Source organism: Streptomyces sp. TLI_185, from assembly GCF_003814765.1.
In the GTDB taxonomy this organism is placed as follows: domain Bacteria; phylum Actinomycetota; class Actinomycetes; order Streptomycetales; family Streptomycetaceae; genus Streptomyces.
The window spans coordinates 5,204,152-5,223,107 of sequence record NZ_RKRB01000001.1 but is presented as its reverse complement, the minus strand read 5'-3'; the positions used below and the strand labels follow the sequence as shown (position 1 = coordinate 5,223,107).

General features: G+C 68.0%; 18 protein-coding genes and 1 riboswitch. Of the genes, 9 read left to right on the top strand and 9 right to left on the bottom strand.

Annotated elements, in window-relative coordinates:
• Positions 1 to 30 precede the first annotated feature (30 nt).
• Positions 31 to 1,368, bottom strand: coding sequence for an MATE family efflux transporter (locus EDD92_RS24010; protein WP_123966217.1), 1,338 nt, complete (start codon positions 1,366 to 1,368; stop codon positions 31 to 33).
• A 461-nt stretch (positions 1,369 to 1,829) separates the two neighbouring features.
• Between EDD92_RS24010 and dnaB the strand changes: the two genes are divergently transcribed.
• Positions 1,830 to 3,308: a replicative DNA helicase gene (gene dnaB, locus EDD92_RS24005; RefSeq protein ID WP_123966216.1), complete on the top strand. Its 1,479-nt coding sequence runs from the start codon at positions 1,830 to 1,832 to the stop codon at positions 3,306 to 3,308.
• 67 nt (positions 3,309 to 3,375) lie between these two features.
• Entirely contained in the window at positions 3,376 to 4,761 is a 1,386-nt protein-coding gene (locus EDD92_RS24000) for a serine hydrolase (protein WP_123966215.1), read from the top strand.
• Positions 4,762 to 4,847: 86 nt separating this feature from the next.
• Here the strand turns inward: EDD92_RS24000 and EDD92_RS23995 are convergent, their stop codons facing one another.
• A complete protein-coding gene (locus tag EDD92_RS23995) occupies positions 4,848 to 5,300 on the bottom strand; it encodes a GNAT family N-acetyltransferase (RefSeq protein WP_123966214.1) in 453 nt (150 codons plus the stop codon).
• A gap of 39 nt (positions 5,301 to 5,339) precedes the next feature.
• Positions 5,340 to 6,206 carry a GNAT family N-acetyltransferase gene (locus EDD92_RS23990; protein WP_123966213.1) on the bottom strand — a complete coding sequence of 289 codons (867 nt, stop codon included), beginning with the start codon at positions 6,204 to 6,206 and terminating at the stop codon, positions 5,340 to 5,342.
• A gap of 196 nt (positions 6,207 to 6,402) precedes the next feature.
• On the opposite strand from EDD92_RS23990, the gene EDD92_RS23985 reads away from it, so the two are divergent.
• Together EDD92_RS23985 and EDD92_RS23980 are read left to right on the top strand one after the other, a co-directional pair.
• The gene (locus tag EDD92_RS23985) at positions 6,403 to 7,035 is read left to right on the top strand and encodes an HAD family phosphatase (protein ID WP_123966212.1); all 633 of its coding nucleotides are present in this window, start codon (positions 6,403 to 6,405) and stop codon (positions 7,033 to 7,035) included.
• A 412-nt stretch (positions 7,036 to 7,447) separates the two neighbouring features.
• The gene (locus EDD92_RS23980) at positions 7,448 to 8,947 is read left to right on the top strand and encodes a globin domain-containing protein (RefSeq protein ID WP_260326713.1); all 1,500 of its coding nucleotides are present in this window, start codon (positions 7,448 to 7,450) and stop codon (positions 8,945 to 8,947) included.
• A 14-nt stretch (positions 8,948 to 8,961) separates the two neighbouring features.
• Here EDD92_RS23980 and EDD92_RS23975 read toward each other — a convergent pair whose 3' ends face one another.
• The 5 genes from EDD92_RS23975 to EDD92_RS23955 all read right to left on the bottom strand — a co-directional run bounded on the left by EDD92_RS23975 (position 8,962) and on the right by EDD92_RS23955 (position 12,705).
• Positions 8,962 to 9,444: an NUDIX domain-containing protein gene (locus EDD92_RS23975; RefSeq protein ID WP_123966210.1), complete on the bottom strand. Its 483-nt coding sequence runs from the start codon at positions 9,442 to 9,444 to the stop codon at positions 8,962 to 8,964.
• Positions 9,445 to 9,532: 88 nt separating this feature from the next.
• A complete protein-coding gene (locus EDD92_RS23970; RefSeq protein WP_123966209.1) occupies positions 9,533 to 10,438 on the bottom strand; it encodes a LysR family transcriptional regulator in 906 nt (301 codons plus the stop codon).
• Between the two features lie 242 nt (positions 10,439 to 10,680).
• On the bottom strand, positions 10,681 to 11,832 hold the full coding sequence (locus tag EDD92_RS23965; protein WP_123966208.1) for a cystathionine gamma-lyase: 1,152 nt from the start codon (positions 11,830 to 11,832) through the stop codon (positions 10,681 to 10,683).
• Complete coding sequence (locus EDD92_RS23960) at positions 11,829 to 12,320, bottom strand: low molecular weight protein-tyrosine-phosphatase (protein WP_123966207.1); 492 nt, start codon at positions 12,318 to 12,320, stop codon at positions 11,829 to 11,831. Before EDD92_RS23960 ends, EDD92_RS23965 begins: the two co-directional genes overlap by 4 nt.
• Before the next feature lie 7 nt (positions 12,321 to 12,327).
• On the bottom strand, positions 12,328 to 12,705 hold the full coding sequence (locus tag EDD92_RS23955) for a phage holin family protein (protein ID WP_123966206.1): 378 nt from the start codon (positions 12,703 to 12,705) through the stop codon (positions 12,328 to 12,330).
• Between the two features lie 59 nt (positions 12,706 to 12,764).
• Between EDD92_RS23955 and EDD92_RS23950 the strand changes: the two genes are divergently transcribed.
• The 4 genes from EDD92_RS23950 to EDD92_RS23935 all read left to right on the top strand — a co-directional run bounded on the left by EDD92_RS23950 (position 12,765) and on the right by EDD92_RS23935 (position 15,115).
• Positions 12,765 to 13,082, top strand: a complete 318-nt coding sequence (locus tag EDD92_RS23950; protein ID WP_123966205.1) for a cupin domain-containing protein — start codon at positions 12,765 to 12,767, stop codon at positions 13,080 to 13,082.
• Between the two features lie 149 nt (positions 13,083 to 13,231).
• Positions 13,232 to 13,444 carry a DUF5326 family protein gene (locus EDD92_RS23945; RefSeq protein ID WP_123966204.1) on the top strand — a complete coding sequence of 71 codons (213 nt, stop codon included), beginning with the start codon at positions 13,232 to 13,234 and terminating at the stop codon, positions 13,442 to 13,444.
• Positions 13,445 to 13,793: 349 nt separating this feature from the next.
• Complete coding sequence (locus EDD92_RS23940; protein ID WP_123966203.1) at positions 13,794 to 14,579, top strand: IclR family transcriptional regulator; 786 nt, start codon at positions 13,794 to 13,796, stop codon at positions 14,577 to 14,579.
• A 98-nt stretch (positions 14,580 to 14,677) separates the two neighbouring features.
• Entirely contained in the window at positions 14,678 to 15,115 is a 438-nt protein-coding gene (locus tag EDD92_RS23935) for an SsgA family sporulation/cell division regulator (protein ID WP_030938811.1), read from the top strand.
• 135 nt (positions 15,116 to 15,250) lie between these two features.
• Here the strand turns inward: EDD92_RS23935 and EDD92_RS23930 are convergent, their stop codons facing one another.
• A complete protein-coding gene (locus tag EDD92_RS23930) occupies positions 15,251 to 16,735 on the bottom strand; it encodes a YibE/F family protein (protein ID WP_123966202.1) in 1,485 nt (494 codons plus the stop codon).
• Between the two features lie 71 nt (positions 16,736 to 16,806).
• Positions 16,807 to 16,996, top strand: a riboswitch (TPP riboswitch).
• On the opposite strand from EDD92_RS23930, the gene thiC reads away from it, so the two are divergent.
• Positions 16,989 to 18,809, top strand: coding sequence for a phosphomethylpyrimidine synthase ThiC (gene thiC, locus EDD92_RS23925; protein ID WP_123966201.1), 1,821 nt, complete (start codon positions 16,989 to 16,991; stop codon positions 18,807 to 18,809). It overlaps the preceding riboswitch by 8 nt.
• Positions 18,810 to 18,956: the final 147 nt, after the last annotated feature.

Sequence of the window (18,956 nt, the reverse complement as noted above, 5' to 3'; positions counted from 1 at the left end):
ACGTGAAACGCCGGTTTCACGTGAAACACCTCAGCGGGTGGCGCCCGTGACGATCCAGCGGCCCGAACGGGTCCGCAGCCACAGGGTCAGCATGCGCACCGCCATCATCAGCGTCATCGCCGCCCACAGTGCGGTGAGGCCGCCGCCGAGTGCTGGGACCAGCAACGCCAACGGGGCGAAGACAACAAGGGTGAGCACCATGGCCCAGGCCAGATAGGGGCCGTCACCGGCTCCCATCAGGACGCCGTCCAGGACAAAGACCACGCCGCAGATCGGCTGGGAGAGAGCCACCACCAGCAGGGCGGGGAGCGCGGCGTCCTTCACCACGGTGTCGCTGGTGAACAGCGGCAGAAACAGCGGCCGGGCGGCCACTACCAGGACACCGAGGACGACGCCTACCGCGATTCCCCACTGCACCATGCGGCGGCAGGCATCGCGAGCACCCTGGGTGTCCCCGGCGCCGAGACAGCGTCCGATGATGGCCTGACCGGCGATGGCGATGGCGTCGAGGGCGAAGGCGAGCAGGTTCCACAGCGACAGGATGATCTGGTGTGCAGCGATGTCGGCGTCGCCGAGTCGGGCGGCCACGGCTGTAGCGATCATCAGGATCGCCCGCAGTGAGAGCGTGCGGACCAGGAGGGGAACGCCGGCTTGTGCAGAGGTCCGTATCCCGGCTGCCTCGGGACGCAGTGAGGCGCCGTGTCTGCGGGCTCCGCGGACGACCACGGTGAGGTAGACGACTGCCATGCCGCACTGCGCGATGACGGTGCCCCAGGCGGAACCGGCGATGCCGAGGCCGGCGCCGTAGACGAGACCCGCGTTGAGGGCGCCGTTGGCGACAAAGCCGGCGATGGCGACACGGAGTGGTGTCTTGGTGTCCTGCAGGCCGCGCAGCACACCGGTCGCGGCGAGTACGACGAGCATGGCCGGGATGCCGAGAGCCGAGATGCGCAGGTAGGTGGTCGCGTAGGGGGCCGCCCTGTCCGAGGCGCCGAAGAGTTCCACCAGGGTCGGCGCCGTGGGCAGCACGGCGGCGATGACGGCGGCGCCGAGCAGAAGCGCCAGCCAGATGCCGTCCATGCCTTGGCGGATGGCGGCCTGGAGGTCGTCGGCGCCGACCCGTCTGGCGACGGCCGCGGTGGTGGCGTAGGCGAGGAAGACGAAGATGCTGACTGCTGTCGTGAGAAGGGCCGAGGCGACACCCAGGCCGGCGAGCTGTGCCGTACCGAGATGGCCGACGATCGCGCTGTCGACCATGACGAAGAGGGGCTCGGCGACGAGTGCGCCGAAGGCCGGGACGGCCAGTGCGACGATCTCGCGATCGTGCTGTCGCCGGGTGACCCTGGGGGTCGCGGGAGCCTGTGTCATGAGCACCAATCTAATCGTCCACAGGTAAGAGATGCAAAGCTATTGTGACCATTACTTCCCCTCTCGTCGCGCGGTCTTTCGTGCGCCGTTCGAAGCGATCTTGGCCCGACTGGGGAAGTTTTTCTTCTGCACAGCCGGTGGATGGGAAAAGTGCAGGTCAAGAGGGGCGAAGTGGAAGAGATTCAAGCTTGTTCACAGGGCTGTCCACCGTGTCGTGCACAGGTTTTGCGGAGTTCTCCACAGCATCCGGGCCGTCGTCCACATGGCCTGTGGATAACCAGATTGGCTGACGGTGCCCGCAGGCCTACCGTGGTCCGGCGCCCGCTCCGTTCGTCGGCAGGGAAACCAGCCCAAAACCGACGTGCACCAACCGGAGTTGGGCCTCTCATTTGTCAGTGCCGTGCCGTAGAACAGAGGGCATGGCTAGGTCCGCTCGGCGGCGGACGGGAGGAGGTGGCTCGGTGAGTATTTCCGAGCCCTTGGACGATCCGTGGGCCGACAGCGGTCCAAGCGATCGTCTGCCCGCCTCCCGTCGACGCGGCGACGGGGGCCGGGGCCGTGACGAGCAGCACGACCGTGGCCGGGAGAGCGGCGAATGGGATGGCGGAGGTACATCCTTCGAGCGAGTGCCGCCCCAGGATCTCGATGCCGAGCAGTCCGTCCTCGGCGGCATGCTCCTGTCGAAGGACGCCATCGCCGACGTTGTCGAGATTCTCAAGGGCCACGACTTCTACAAGCCCGCACACGAGACGATCTTCCAGGCGATCCTCGACGTCTACGCCAAGGGCGAGCCGGCCGACCCCATCACGATCGCCGCCGAACTCACCAAGCGCGGCGAGATCAACAAAGTCGGTGGCGCATCGTATCTGCACACCCTTGTGCAGACCGTGCCGACTGCGGCCAACGCCGAGTACTACGCGGAGATCGTCCACGAACGCGCGGTCCTGCGCCGTCTGGTCGAGGCAGGCACCCGCATCACCCAGATGGGATACGCGGCCGACGACGACGTCGACGAGATCGTCAACCGCGCCCAGGCCGAGATCTATGCGGTCACCGAGCAACGCACCAGCGAGGACTACCTGCCGCTCGGCGACATCATGGAGGGCGCGCTTGACGAGATCGAGGCGATCGGCTCCCGCAGTGGCGAGATGACCGGTGTACCCACGGGCTTCACCGACTTCGACTCGCTCACCAACGGTCTGCACCCCGGCCAGATGATCGTCATTGCCGCACGCCCCGCGATGGGCAAGTCCACGCTCGCGCTGGACTTCGCCCGGGCCGCGTCGATCAAGCACAACCTTCCGAGCGTCATCTTCTCCCTGGAAATGGGGCGCAACGAGATCGCGATGCGTCTGTTGTCCGCCGAGGCCCGTGTTGCCCTGCACCACATGCGCTCCGGCACGATGACCGACGAGGACTGGACGCGGCTGGCCCGCCGGATGCCGGACGTCTCGGCTGCGCCGCTGTTCATCGACGACTCCCCGAACCTGTCGATGATGGAGATCCGAGCCAAGTGCCGCCGTCTCAAGCAGCGCAATGACATCAGACTGGTCGTCATCGACTACCTCCAGCTGATGCAGTCCGGTGGCTCCAAGCGTGCCGAGAACCGCCAGCAGGAGGTCTCGGACATGTCCCGTAACCTCAAGCTCCTCGCCAAGGAGCTGGAGATTCCGGTCATCGCGCTGTCCCAGCTGAACCGTGGCCCCGAGCAGCGCACGGACAAGAAGCCGATGGTCTCCGACCTGCGAGAGTCCGGCTCCATCGAGCAGGACGCCGACATGGTCATCCTGCTGCACCGCGAGGACGCCTACGAGAAGGAGTCGCCGCGTGCGGGCGAGGCCGACCTGATCGTGGCCAAGCACCGTAACGGACCGACGGCGACGATCACGGTCGCCTTCCAGGGCCACTACTCGCGGTTCGTGGACATGGCGCAGACCTGATCCGACAGATCACCGTCCGGGAGAAATGAACTCGACGGCCGAGTGTCCCGCGGGATGGACTGGGGCTATGACTACACCTCAGGAAGAGCTGCTCCCCGGTACGCGTCGGGCACTGCTGCACCGGATCGCAGTGGCGCAGACCGAAGGACGTGCGCCATCGCTGGTCGCGGCGGTCGTGAGGGGCGGGCGGCCCGTGTGGCACGGCGCGCGGACCTCGGTGGACGGGCATGGTCCGGACGAGACCGTGCAGTACCGCATCGGTTCGATCACCAAGACCTTCACCGCAGTCCTGGTGCTTCGGTTGCGCGATGAAGGCCTGCTCGATCTAGGTGACCCGCTGGAGAAGCATCTGCCGGGAACCGGTGCGGGGGAGGCCACCATCGCCGATCTCCTCGCCCATACGAGCGGGTTGGCGGCGGAGTCGCCCGCCCCGTGGTGGGAACGCACCCCGGGATCCCTGCGCCCCGAACTCTCCGACGTCCTGGGAGAGCAGCCCCTCCTGCATCCGGTCGGCCGCCGCTTCCACTACTCCAACCCCGGCTACACCCTGCTGGGGGCGCTGGTCGAGAAGCTGCGTGGAGCACCGTGGGAAGAGGTACTTCGGCGTGAAGTGCTCGAACCCCTGGGCCTCGACCGTACGAGTGGTCACCCTCAGGCGCCCCATGCGGGTGGATGGGCCGTGCACCCCTGGGCCGATGTCATGCTGCCCGAACCCACCGAGGACCTGGGACGGATGGCGCCCGCGGGTCAACTCTGGTCCACCACGGGTGACTTGGCGCGCTTCGCTGCGTTCCTGGGCAAGGGCGACGACCGGGTACTGAGCGCCGAGACCGTCAGAGAGATGCGGACGCCTGCTGCGCCGGCCGAAGCGGCGGATGTCATGGACGGAGTCACCTACGGGCTCGGGCTGCAGATCCAGCACCGGGACGGGAGGCTGCTCGTGGGGCACTCCGGGTCCCTGCCGGGGTTTCTGGCCAACCTCACCCTCAGCGTCGAGGACGAGGTCGCTGCTGTGGTGCTGGCCAACTGTACGTCCGGTCCTTTGTTGTCCACCGTCGGAGCCGATCTCGTGCGGATCGTCGCCGAAGCCGAGCCCCGCATTCCGGAACCGTGGCGGCCGGCGCCAGAAGTCGACGCATCGGTGCGGGAGTTGGCAGGACCCTGGTACTGGGGAACGCATGCCTTCGCCCTGCGGCTGGCGGCATCCGGGGATGTCTCGCTGGGGCCGCTGTCGGGAAGTGGCCGCCGCTCGCGCTTCAGGGCGAACGGCGACGGTACCTGGACCGGGCTGGAGGGCTACTACGCCGGAGAGCTCCTGAGGGCCGTACGGCGCCCGGACGGGACCCTGAGCCATCTGGACCTCGGGTCGTTCGTGTTCACGCGTCAGCCGTACGACGAGGACGCTTCCGTGCCCGGTGGGGTCGACCCGGACGGGTGGCGGGGGATCGGCTAGACGCAGGCGCTCAGCAGAGGTGCAGTCTCACGTGAAATCAGCAGAGGCGCTGTTTCACGTGAAACATGACCTTTCATGGCACGGCCTCACAATTGGAGCTTGAAGCCCACGTGTGAGGCCGTGAAGCCGAGCCGCTCGTAGAAGCGGTGGGCTTCGGTGCGGGTGTTGTCGGAGGTCAGCTGGACCAACTGGCAGCCCTGTCGCCGGGATTCGTCGATCGCCCAGTCGATGAGCTGTGTGCCCAGGCCGCTGCCGCGCTCGTCGGCGTGGATGCGGACACCTTCGATGATCGACCTGACGGTGCCGCGTCGCGACAGACCGGGGATGACCGTCAGTTGAAGTGTGCCGACGACGCGGCCCTCACGAACGGCGACGACAAGGTGCTGGTTCGGGTCGGACGCAAGACGTTCCAGCGCGGTCAGGTACGGGGTCAGGTCGTCCGGTGACTCACGCTGGGCGCCCAAGGGGTCGTCGGCGAGCATCGCGACGATCGCGGCCACGTCGTCCGCCGTGGCGGGCCGTATTGCAAGATCTCCCATGCCCCGCACCTTACGCACCGCTGCTCTCAGGGGCAGGGATCAGCCCGCAGCCACTGTCAGCGGAGCGAAGCGTCTGGTCCAGTCGCCGGGCAGTTCCGGGATCCCGTACGTCATGACCGCGTTGAAAGCGACGGACGCCAGCCCGCGCTCCTTCGTCCACGCCAGCAGGTCCTCGTGCCGTACGTCGATGTCGGTGCGTAGAGGGCGGTCGGTGTGGGCGGCGAGAGAGGCGATGAGCGCCTTTGCCGTCTCCGTGTCCCTGGCGACCAGCGGGCCCACGACATGGGTCTCCATGTTGGGCCAGGCGGCCGCGTATCCGATGAGCCGGCCGTCCTCCTCGGCGACGCGCAGTCGGTCGGCGAAGGCGGGAAGCCGCGTGATGACGGGTGTGCGGTCGGCGCCGAACACCTCCTCGTCGAGCCGGAGGATGGCAGGGAGATCCTCGGCGGTGGCCGCACGTGTGACCACCTCGGGCTCCGGCCCGCCGGGCGTGAAATGCCCGCGCATCATCTCGGCACGGCCGGTGACCTTGAAGCCGAGTTCCTCGTAGAGCGGACGACCGTTCGGGGTCGCGTGCAGCGTCAGCGGGGTGGTGCCCATGGCAGAGACGATGTGTCGCATCAGGTGGCGGCCGATGCCTCGGCGGGCATGCCGTTCGGCGACCAGCACCATGCCGATGGCCGCGAGGGCGGGGTGGTCCTGCGGCCCGTACTCGGTGACGACGCAGGCGCTGACGAGTCCGCCGTCGGGGTCGTCGATGCCGTATCCCTTCCCGGCCGTGAGGAGCAGGCCCCACTTGTGTTCCTCGCGCGGCCACCCCCGGTCTTCGGACAGGTCGGCGCAGGCGGTGAGATCGCGAAGCGTCAGACGACGGACGGCAAGAGGGGGCAGAGAAGGAGTCGGCACGCAGGTCAGGCTGTCCGACGGCTGCCCTCGACGTCCACCGGTTTCCGGTGAGAAGCAGGAGCTTTTGGCCATGTCGTGGGCAAGTGCACAGCGCGCCGAGGTCAGTTGGGTGTTTCACGTGAAACACGGGCGAACACCGGGCATCAAGTGGTTTCACTCGAGGCGTCCGCCACGGGTCCCGTTAGCCTCGGGTCCCATGGCAAGACTTCATCTCTTCGACCTCGACGGCACGCTGCTGCAGGGCACGTCGGCGCCCGTGGAGATCTCGCGGCAGCTGGGGCTGGAAGCCGAGACGGTAGCGCTCGATCAGGCGATCTCGGCGGGGCTCATAGGGCCGCCGGAGTATGCGGCACAGGTCTACGAGCTTTGGACGGAACTCACCGAGATGCACGTGTCGGCCGCCTTCGAAGGTGCTCCGTGGCTGGAGCGCATCCGTGAGGTCTGGGAGGAGATCCGGCAGGCGGGTAATTACTGTGCCGTCGTATCGCTGTCGCCCTCCTTCTTCGTGGAGCGGCTCATCGGGTGGGGCGCGCACGCGGCGTTCGGGTCCCGTTTTCCCGCCGTGCCGTTCACCGAGCCCGTCGATCCGTCCGGAGTTCTCACTGCTGCGGCCAAGGTCGAGATCGCCGACCGGCTGTGCGGGGAGTTCGGTGTGACCCGGGAGGACTGCATTGCCTATGGCGACTCGCTGTCGGACACGGATCTGTTTGCTGCGGTGCCGATCTCGGTGGCGGTCAATGCGGACCGTCATCTGTCCGGTCTTGCGACACACTCGTACATGGGCGGGGATCTGTGGGAAGCCTATGAATTGGTGCGTCACGCCCGGTAATTGAAGGAATTGATGGTTCGCCCGCTCTCCCATTCGTGGTGGAGGAAGGGGGGACTTGTGATCGGAGCGTTGGCCGGTATGGTCGACTCCGGTTCGCTGCGGGGCGAGGTGTACACATCCTGTGCGGACCGAGTGCAGGGCGATGCAGCGTATCGGGACGGAGAGATCGAAGACCCGCATTTGCGGTAATGCGGTCGGAGTGTCCATGCGGGGTGGGATGCTGCGGTGAGTGCACTGCGGTCAATGTCACACTCTCGCCTTACTTGTCCGTACAGAACGTGAATCCGGGTTGAATGTGGCCGCATCGGCCGCGGCATGAAACGGGGAAAGCAAGCCGTCTGCGGGGGAAAAGGCACCTTCCGACCGAGGAAGTGCGCAGACCGACCGAAAGATGTTCGAGGCGAGGCACACCATGGACGCTCCGACCACCGCGTCGGCCGACAACGGCACTTCCGGCGGCGGGAGCGGCGGCTGGTTCACGCCGCGCACGCAGCCTGCGTCGACTCCGGACAGCGAGCGTGAGGCGGCCGAAGGCAGCCGCCTCGCCGCGATGCGCCCGATGGGCAGGACCGCGGCGGACACGGACAAGGACCAGCCGGCGAAGGACGTTCCGCAGCCGGCGCCACCCGCCGAACCCGCTCCGGCTGCTGCCCCACAACTCTCAGCGGCACAGCCCCCTCCGGCAGAGCGCTCTTCCTCCGAGGCACTCCCCGCCGACCTGCGCGTGCCCACCCAGCGCGCCACCGCGCCCGCAGCGCAGCCGCAGGAGCCCCTCGCTCAGGCCCGGGCCGAGAGCGCGTCACCGGATGCCCTCCTCATCCGTCGGACCATGGCCGAGGTGGCGCCGATCGCCGACAAGGTCACCTCGTACTTCTACGCGCTGCTCTTCGTCCGACACCCCGATCTGCGGTCGCTGTTCCCGGCCGCGATGGACACTCAGCGCGACCGGCTGCTCAAGGCGCTGCTCACCGCGGCCGAGCACATCGACAACACCGAGGTCCTCGTCGCGTATCTGCAGAACCTCGGCCGTGGTCACCGCAAGTACGGCACCAGGGCCGAGCACTACCCGGCCGTCGGCGAGTGCCTCATCGGCGCGTTGAGCAGGTACGCCTCCGGTGTCTGGGACACGGAGATGGAGGCGGCCTGGGTGCGGGCGTACACGACCATCTCGCAGGTCATGATCGACGCAGCGGCCGTGGACGAACTGCGGGCCCCGGCCTGGTGGTACGCCGAGATCGTCGCGCACGACCTCAGGACCCCGGACGTGGCGGTCGTCACGGTCCGCCCCGACCAGCCCTATCCGTTCCTCGCCGGGCAGTACACGAGCCTGGAGACGCCGTGGTGGCCACGGATCTGGCGGCACTACTCCTTCGCCTCGGCACCCCGCTCCGACGGTCTGCTGACGTTCCATGTGAAGGCCGTCCCCGCGGGCTGGGTCTCCAACGCGCTGGTGCACCGCGCCCGCCCCGGCGACATCATCCGCCTCGGCCCGCCGGCCGGTTCGATGACCGTCGACCACACCACCGACAGCGGACTGCTGTGCCTGGGCGGCGGCACCGGCATAGCACCCATCAAGGCACTGGTGGAGGACGTCGCCGAACACGGCGAACGACGGACTGTCGAGGTGTTCTACGGCGCCCGCACGGACCACGACCTCTACGACATCGACACGATGCTCAGACTCCAGCAGTCCCACCCCTGGCTCTCGGTCCGCGCGGTCATCGACCAGCAGGCCCATCTCCAGCTCCCGGACGCCATACGCGAGTACGGGCCGTGGAACGAGTTCGACGCCTATCTCTCGGGCCCGCCCGGAATGATCCGCAGCGGTGTGGATGCGCTGAGGCACATCGGCATCCCGTCGGAGCGAATACGGCACGACTCGGTGGAGGAGCTCGTCGCCACCGGAGACTGATCCGGTGCCGGGTATCAGCCCAGGTCCGGGGCGTGCATGGCGCGTACGCCCTCGATGTTCCCGTCCAGGTAGTGCCGCAGGGACAGCGGTACGAGATGCACCGAGGCGATCCCGACGCGGGTGAACGGCACCCGCACGATCTCGTATTCGCCGGCGGGCTCGTCCACCTCGGGGCCGTGCCGCAGGGACGTGTCCATCGACTCCAGCCGGCAGACGAAGAAGTGCTGCACCTTTACGCCGGTCGCGCCGCCGTCCTCGCCGATGTGCTCCACGGTGTCCACGAAGCAGGGCACCACGTCGGTGATCTTGGCGCCGAGTTCCTCGTACACCTCTCGGTGCAGGGCGTCGACGACGGTCGTGTCCCCGGGCTCGACGCCGCCACCGGGAGTGACCCAGTAGGGATCGACACCCGGCTTGGTGCGCTTGATCAGGATCAGGTTGTCGCCGTCCAGCAGAACGGCACGTGCGGTGCGCTTGACCACGGGTCGGACGGTCATGGGAGAAATGTGGCCCGGTTGGTTCCACGTGAAACATCGCGGGATGTCACCGGTCGAGCTCTCCCCGTGACTGCCGGGAAAGTGCTGGTCAGCACCAGTCGGCGGCAGCTCTCAGCAGCCATTCGTGAGCCCGGGCGATGTGCGGCATCGCGAGGGTGCCGGTGCGGACCACCAGGAAGTACGTGCGCAGCGGAGGTACCGCGGGTTCGTGGAGGGCGACGATCTCACCGCGCTCCAGGGCGTCCCCGCACAGATAGCGGGGCAGCACCGCGAGCCCCGCGCCCGCGACGGCACAGGCCAGGACCGCACGCAGGTCGGGAACGATGACGGTGCCCGGTGCCGCAGGGCGGGAGTCGAAGACGGAGGCCCAGTAGCGGGAGACGAAGGGCAGTGACTCGTGCACCTCGATCACGGGGACGTCATCCAGGGCGGGAGCTCCCTTGCGGCGCGGCTTCCCGGGGCCTATCTGCTCGGCCCGTTCGGGGCTCGCGACAAGGACGTGTTCTTCGTCGCAGAGTGGAGTCGCCGTGAGCAGGGCACCGCGTGGGCGGGCCGTACAGATGGCCAGATCGTGATGTCCGGCGGAGAGTCCTTCCAGGGTTTCCTCGGCGTTCCCGAAGGAAGCGCGCAGTGCGAAGCCCTGGCCGTCCTCACCGGTCAGCTCCGTGAGGGCGGGCAGTGCCCGTTCCGCGGTGAATTCAGGAGGACCGGCGAGATGCAGGGTCCGTAAGGAGGACTCGTCGTCGAGGCCGGTCTCGGCGATCTCCACCAGGGCGTCGAGATGCGGAGCGGCCTTGTGCGCGAGTTCGTCCCCGATGGTCGTCGGGGTCACTCCGCGGGCCTGCCGCAGGAACAGAGGGCGGCCCAGCTGCCGCTCCAGCGTGCGGATCTGCGAGGTCACGGCCGGCTGCGACAGGCCGAGCAGGGCGGCGGCGCGGGTGAAGGAACCGGCCCGGTGCACGGTCACGAAGGTGCGCAGCAAGGCCAGATCCATGGTTTGTCCTCCCCAGTTCCCTGCCCCTCTCCCGGCCCCCAGGCAGGGCCCAACTATAAATAAGTCGATAGGTCTCTGTCGCTACTGTGATTGGACACTGACACAGAGTCAACTAGCCTTGTTCGCGCGGTTCTTCGCGCGAGGAACCGAGGACGGTCCGAGCCACGAGGGGGGAGGCTCGGACCGTCCGTTGTGCGTAGCCGGGCATCGACCTGCCGACCGTAAGGCAGTCGCTGAAGCCGTCATTCCGCCGACGCGTCCAGCGCGCGGAGCACATCCGCCACCAGGTCCTCGGGGTCCTCGGCACCGACCGAGAAGCGAATGAAGCCCTCCGGCACGGCGTCCCCGCCCCAGCGCCCACGCCGCTCGGCCGTCGACCGCACCCCACCGAAGCTCGTCGCGTCGTCCACGAGCCGCAGGGCATCGAGAAATCGGTCGGCACGCGCGCGCGTGGGCAGCGTGAAGGACACCACGCATCCGTAGCGGCGCATCTGCTGCGAGGCGATCTTGTGCGAGGGGTCGTCGGGCAGGCCCGGGTAGCGCAGGCCGGTCACCTCGGGCCGCTTCCGCAGCGCCTCGGCGACGGTGAGAGCCGTCGCGCACTGCCGGTCGACGCGCAACTGGAGCGTGGCGATCGAACGGTGCGCGAGCCAGGCCTCCATGGGCCCCGGAATCGCGCCGACGATCTTGCGCCAGCGGCGTACGGCGGCCATGGCCTCCGCGTCGCGGCCGACGACGTAGCCGAGCAGGACGTCCCCGTGCCCGGTGAGCTGTTTGGTGCCACTGGCCACGGCGAAGTCCGCGCCGAGCTCCAGCGGACGCTGCCCCAGCGGCGTGGCGAGGGTGTTGTCGACGGCGACTAGGGCGCCACGCGCGTGCGCCGCCTCGACGAGCCGCCGGATGTCGCACACGTCGAGCCCGGGATTGGAGGGCGACTCGATCCACAGCAGCTTCGCGCCGTCGAGGACGTCGAGCTGGGCGTCGCCGCCGGTCGGCGCGGTGCGCACCTCGATGCCGTACGCCTCCAACTGCTCGCGCACCATGGGCAGCACCTGGTAGCCGTCGCTGGGGAGGACGACCGTGTCCCCTGCGCGCAGTTGCGAGAAGACCACCGACGAGATGGCGGCCATCCCGGAGGCGAAGGTGAGGGTCTCGACACCCTCCTGCCCGGGCGCCTCCAGCTCGCCGATGGCCCGCTCCAGCAGGCTCCAGGTCGGGTTCTGGTCCCGGCCGTAGGTGTACGGGCCGTCGACGTCACCCGGCAGATGGTAGTGGGCTGCGAACGCCGGTCCGGGCAGGTGCGGCTGGTTCTTGGCCGGCTCGGGCAGCCCGGCCCGCACCGCGCGGGTGCCGTCACCACTGCCCGTCGACGGGCCCGTACCGGAATCGCTCATACCGCTTCTACCTCCACTTGCTTGCGTACCTCGGCAAGCAGCCCCTCGCTCGCCGTCTCCACCATCTCAAGGCACTCCTCGAAGCCGTCCATGCCCCCGTAGTACGGGTCCGGTACGTCGAGGTCGCCGCCCGCTGCGGGGTCGTAGGAGCGAAGCAGCCGCACCTTCGCCGCCTCCTCCGGGGTGCGGGCAAGGCGGCGCAGGGCCTTGAGATGGCCGGTGTCGAGGGCGATGACGAGGTCCAGGCGGGAGAACCACGACGGCTGGAACTGCCGTGCCGTGTGGCTGCTGTCGTAGCCGCTCCCCTCCAGGACGGAGACGGTGCGCGGGTCGGCGCCGTCGCCCTCGTGCCAGCCGCCGGTACCGGCGCTGTCGACCTCGACCAGGCCGTCGAGTCCCTCCTCCGCTATGCGGGCCCGGAAGACGGACTCCGCCATCGGGGAGCGGCAGATGTTGCCGGTGCAGACGAAGCAGACGCGATAGCTCATCGTGTGCTCAGTCGTTGTCGGGCAGGACGACGTGGAGCGCCCAGGACACGATGGAGATGATCAGGCCGCCCAGGACCGCCGTCCAGAAGCCCTCGACGTGGAAACTCAGGTCGAGCTTGTCGGCCAGCCACGAGGTGAGCAGCAGCATCAGGGCGTTGACCACGAGGGTGATCAGACCCAGCGTCAGGATGAACAGGGGGAAGGTGAGCAGCTTCACGATCGGCTTGACCAGGAAGTTCACCAAGCCGAAGATCAGTGCGACGATGATCAGGGTGCCGGCCTTCTTGCCCGTGCTGTCACCGGTCAGGGTGATCTTGTCGAGCAGCCATACGGCGACCGCCAGGGCACCCGCGTTGGCGATCGTCTTGACTACAAAATTCTTCATGTGTCTGATCGTGGCAGACGAGATCGGTCACGAGCAGTGGGACGAGGGCGGCAACTGCGATGAAGGCATTCCGGCTGGACGAACTGGAGGCGGAACGTGCCGCCAACGAGGGTGCCTACCTGCAGTTTCTGCGTGAGCGGCACATGTCCGTCGGTCTGTATGCGCTCAATGCCGGCGAACATGATCCACAGAAGCCACACAACCAGGACGAGGTCTACTTCGTCGTGAGCGGCCGCGCCTCTGTCACCGTCGGTCTGGAGACCACCGAGGTCGCCCGCGGCAGCGTGGTGTACGTGCCGGCCGGTGTCGCCCACAAGTTCCACCACATCAGCGAGGACCTGCGGGTGCTCGTGGTGTTCTCTCCCCCGGAAAGCTGACCCGCCGTCTCGGGGTTCCCTAGGGGATCAGTCAGGGGAGGACAAGGGGTGCGAGGCCCCCGCCGGCGCCCCTGCCGGCCCTAGCATCGAGTGCAGGACATCAATGGGCCCCTGCACAGCAGCCGGGCGGAGAGGTAAGGGCGAGCGCAATGGGAGAGATCTTCGGCGGACTGCCGTGGTGGGTGAAGTGGATCGCGGTGCCGGTCATCGCGCTCGTCGTGTTCGGCGGGCTGATAGCCAGCGTCGTCGGCTTCGTCATCGGGCTGCTGTTCAAGGTGCTGGTCTTCGTGGCACTGGTCGGCGGACTGATCTACGTCGTACGGAAGTTCACGTCGAGCTCCTCGTCGCGCAGCGACTGGTGAGAGCCCTGGGACACCGGTGATCGGTAACAGGAATCACCGGTTCCCTCGCGCGAGGGAAGTTTTCCGGACAGGACGCCTCAAGGCGGCATCTGGCCATTAGAGTCCGGAATTCGACGCGGGGGCGACCCCGCGAGCGGCGTACACCCCCTCCCGTGTTCCCCACAGCACGGGCAGCCCCCTCGCGCTTCGGGAGTGACCCTTGGCCACGGTAGACACCGCGCCCACAGACCCCCACGTACCCCCCACCCTGGCCCCGGGACGCCGCATCAGGCCCCCCGAACAGCCAGGTCCCTCGACGCAGGAACGTGTGACGGCACCACCAGGACGGTCGCGCCCGACGGAACCACCGGTGCAGCCGTCCCCGGAAACCGCTCCGGCGCAGCCTCAGTCCGCGACCCTCATCGGATCCGTCCAGCGCGCGATGCGCCTGCTGGAATGCGTCGCCGGGCACGAGCACGGAGCTCCCGCCAAACAGCTGGCCCGCGAGACCGGTCTGGCGCTTCCGACGGCGTACCACCTGCTGCGCACCCTCGTCCACGAGGGCTATCTGCGCCGGGACAAGGGCCTGTTCTTCCTCGGCGACGCGGCGGTGCGACTGAGCAGCAGCGGAGCCCAGCAGAAACGTCGCAGCACGATCGTCGACGCACTCGCCGGCTGGCGGGACGCGATCGGCGTGCCTGTGTACTACGCCGTGTACCGGGATGGCGAGATCGAGGTCATGTGCGTCTCCGACACCCCGGGCAACCCGGCCGTCGAGGAGTGGGCCGACTTCCGCGAGACCGCACACGCGCATGCGATCGGCCAGTGCCTGCTCTCCCAGCTGGACGACGCGGCCCGTCGCGACCACCTCGACCGTTACCCCGTGCAGTCCATCACCCCGTACACCGTGCGTGACAACCACACCCTGCTGCGGCGGCTCGAGCGAACGCGGCGGATGGACCCGGTGACGGAGCGGCAGGAGTACGCGCTGGGGACGGTCTGCGCCGCGATTCCGATCACCGTGGGCACGACGGCCGCGACGATGGCCATTTCTCTGCCCTCTCATCAGGCCGACCGGCTGATGTCCGCGACCCGGCAACTGCAGAGCGAAATCGGACGGCTGATGGGGTCACTCGCGATCTCTATCAGTATCTGAAAACTCACTCCTTGTGATCTGTCGTGTACGTTCAGCAAGATTCCACCAGTGTCAGGGGATCACTCCCAGCCGGTCGGCTTCACATGACGGGGTAGGCGATGCGCGAGTCCGTACAGGCAGAGGTCATGATGAGCTTTCTCGTGTCCGAGGAGCTCTCCTTCCGCATCCCGGTGGAGCTGCGCTACGAGAGCTGTGATCCCTATGCCGTGAGGCTGACCTTCCACCTGCCCGGCGATGCGCCGGTGACCTGGGCGTTCGGTCGTGAGCTGCTGATCGACGGGGTGTGTCGGCCGTGCGGGGAAGGAGATGTGCGCGTCTCGCCCGCCGAAGCGGACTCCCTGGCGGAGGTCCTGATCCGGCTTCAGGTCGGCCGCGACCAGGCGCTGTTCCGTGCGTCCACGGCGTCGCTCATCGCGTTCCTCGACCGCACCGACAAGCTGGTGCCACTAGGTCAGGAGGGCTCTCTCGCCGACTTCGACGCCCACCTCGACGAGGCTCTGGACCGCATCTTGGCGGAGGAGCAGAGCGCGGGCTGAGACGGTAGAGCGGGGGCCGGCCGGAACGCTTCTGCGTGGGATGCGGAGGGCGCAGTAACGCTTCTCCATGCGCAGGGTGGCTGGACCCCGAACTGCCCGAAGTGTCTGTTCACTCGTGCCGGAGTGGCCCTCGCCTCACCGCTTGCGCCGTCGGCCCCGCCCCGTACGCGCCGCAGCAGGCGCTGCGCCCACCGTTCCCGCCGCCGGCTCCGGGCCGGGACGGTCGGCCGCGACCACCAGGGCCGCGAGCAGCGTCGTGACCGGCACCGAGGCGACCAGGCCGATCGAGCCCACCAGCGTCCGTACGATCTCCTCCGCCACCAGCTCGCTGTTGGCGACCGCCCCCACACTGCTCTGCGCGATGGAGAAGAGCAGCAGCAAGGGCAGCGCGGCGCCCGCGTAGGCGAGGACGAGGGTGTTGACGACGGATGCGATGTGGTCGCGGCCGATACGGATGCCCGCCCGGTACAGCCCCCGCCAGCCCATCGACGGATTCGCCTCGTGCAACTCCCAGACCGCAGACGTCTGGGTGACCGTCACGTCGTCGAGGACACCGAGCGAACCGATGATGACGCCGGCGAGCAGCAGACCGCTCATGTCGATCGACGGATACAGGCCATGGATCAGACCGGTGTTGTCGTCCGTGTTGCCGGTCAGTGCGGCCCAGCCGATGAACTCGGAGCCGAGCAGACCGATCAGCACGAGCGAGAGCAGCGTGCCCAGCACCGCCACGGACGTACGGGCCGACAGCCCATGACACATGTAGAGCGCGATCAGCATGATGGCGCTCGACCCGATCACCGCCACGAGCAGCGGATTCGAGCCCTGCAGGATCGCGGGCAGGATGAAGAAGGTCAGCACCATGAAGCTGACGGCCAGCGCGACCAGGGCCATCAGCCCGCGCATCCGGCCCACCACCACGACGGCGAGCGCGAAGATGCCGGCCAGCAGCGCCATGGGGAAGCGGCGGTTCACATCGGCGACCGAGTACTGCAGGTCCTTCGGCGCGGAGGGCTCGTAGGCCGCCACGACCTTCTCACCCTCGTGCAGTTGCCGCGACTGGTCCGGCTGCACGATCTCGGTGAACGTACGGCCCTTGTCCTTGCCGGTGTCGACGCGGATCGTCGCCTTCTTGCAGGTGCCGCTCGCCTGCTGCTGGGCGGAGGACCCCTCGGCGGTGGAGGTGTCCCCTGTCGGGGTCTCGCCCGAGGCGTTCACCGACTTGCAGCTCACGCTCACGACCTTGGTGACGGTCGCCTGCTGGGTCTGCCGGTCGAAGCCCACCCCGGAGCGCTTGTGCGCCGGGGCGCCGCCGGGCCACAGCACCACGAGGCCGACCAGCACGGCCGCGGTGAAGGGGATGAGGATGGCGGCGATGACCTTGCGCAGGTGCTTGGAGACGGGGGCCGCCGGACCGTGGCTGTGCGAGTGACCGTGCCCGCCGCCGGAACCATGGCCGTGCCCCGGCCCCTGCCCGCCACCGGACTCGTGACCGTGCCCGGCGCCGGCTCCCGGCTCGTGGTGGTGCCCGGCCCCGGAACCACGGCCGCTGCCGTCCCTGGAGCCGTGCCCGCGGGACGGCTCCGGAGGGGGGTACGGGGGCTGATGTGTCGTGGTCACCGCCCGATCATCGCAAGAACGACAGGGGCCCTCTGTTCAGCGCGCCCGAATTGACGCTAGCGTGGAGGCACCTTTGCACACGCGGGAGCTCGGAGCACCGGGCTGAGAGGGCGCTGACCTCCGTCCCAGCGATGTTTCACGTGGAACAGCACCGAAGTCGAGTGATGTTCCCCACGAAACGTCGACAGACGGAAACCGCTGCGTCGACCGCCGAACCTGTTACCGGGTAATGCCGGCGTAGGGAGTAGGTCTCATGACCAACAAGGACGCACGCACGCCTGCCTCCAGTCAGGACGAACAGCCCATTCAGGGCGAACAGTCCCAGGAGGCCGGGAAGTCCATCGGCTGGCACAAGGCATATGTCGAGGGCTCACGCCCCGATCTGCGGGTGCCGGTCCGTCAGGTGCATCTCACCAACGGGCAGTCGGTCACGCTGTACGACACATCGGGCCCGTACACCGATCCGCTCGTCGACACCGATGTGCGCAGGGGGCTCGCCCCGCTGCGCGAGAACTGGATCATCGCCCGCGGTGACACCGAGGAGTACGCGGGCCGCCCCGCCCGTCCCGAGGACGACGGGATCAAGCACACCTCTCCACGAGGCGGTCTGCGCAACCTCGACGCGGTCTTCCCGGGCCGGCCGCGTCAGCCGCGCCGTAGTCGCGACGGCAAGGCGGTCACCCAGCTCGCGTACGCCCGCCGCGGAGAGATCACGCCGGAGATGGAGTACGTGGCCATCCGGGAGAACGTCTCGCCCGAGGTGGTCCGCGAGGAGATCGAGGCGGGCCGCGCGGTGCTGCCGGCCAACGTCAACCACCCGGAGATCGAGCCGATGATCATCGGCAAGCGGTTCCTGGTGAAGGTCAACGCCAACATCGGCAACTCCGCGGTGACGTCCTCCATCGAGGAGGAGGTCGAGAAGATGACCTGGGCGACCCGCTGGGGCGCCGACACGGTCATGGACCTGTCCACCGGTCGCAACATCCACACCACGCGCGAGTGGGTGCTGCGCAACTCCCCCGTCCCCATCGGCACGGTGCCGCTCTACCAGGCGCTGGAGAAGGTCGACGGCCGCGCCGAGGAGCTCACCTGGGAGATCTACAAGGACACCGTCATCGAGCAGGCCGAGCAGGGCGTGGACTACATGACGGTCCACGCGGGCGTCCGTCTGCCGTACGTCCCGCTCACCGCGAACCGCAAGACCGGCATCGTCTCGCGCGGCGGCTCCATCATGGCAGCGTGGTGCCTCGCGCATCACAAGGAGTCGTTCCTGTACGAGAACTTCGAGGAACTCTGCGAGATCCTGGCCGCCTACGACGTCACGTACTCGCTGGGCGACGGCCTGCGGCCGGGGTCGATCGCGGACGCCAACGACGAGGCGCAGTTCGCGGAGTTGCGCACGCTCGGGGAACTCAACCGGATCGCCAAGCGTTTCAACGTACAGACCATGATCGAGGGCCCGGGACACGTCCCGATGCACAAGATCAAGGAGAACATCGACCTTCAGCAGGAGATCTGTGATGAAGCTCCGTTCTATACGCTCGGCCCGCTGACGACGGACGTCGCGCCGGCGTACGACCACATCACTTCTGGCATCGGTGCCGCGATGATCGCCTGGTGGGGCACGGCCATGCTCTGCTACGTCACGCCCAAGGAACACCTGGGCCTGCCCAACCGTGACGACGTCAAGACCGGCGTCATCACCTACAAGATCGCCGCCCATGCAGCCGATCTCGCCAAGGGGCATCCCGGTGCGCAGGAATGGGACGACGCGCTGTCCGACGCCCGCTTCGAGTTCCGGTGGGAGGACCAGTTCAACCTCGCCCTGGACCCGGACACGGCACGGGAGTTCCACGACGAGACCCTCCCGGCGGAGCCGGCCAAGACCGCCCACTTCTGCTCGATGTGCGGGCCGAAGTTCTGCTCGATGAAGATCAGCCAAAGCATCACAGAGCGGTTCGGTGGTGCGGCGGCTGAGGGGGCGACGCCCGAGGAGGTCGCTGAGGGGATGCTGCAGAAGTCGAAGGAGTTCGCGCAGGCAGGGAACCGGGTATACCTGCCCATTGCAGACTGAGAGCGCGACTGGGTAGCTCAGCTGCTGAGCGGAGCTACCCAGTCCCCGACCGTTTGGACCTCTGCGACTCATGCACAGGAGAGCAACTCGCCGCATCCTGAAAAACCGGCTTGGTGCGTGGTGCTGGGTCCTCGTACGGTCGTGGGC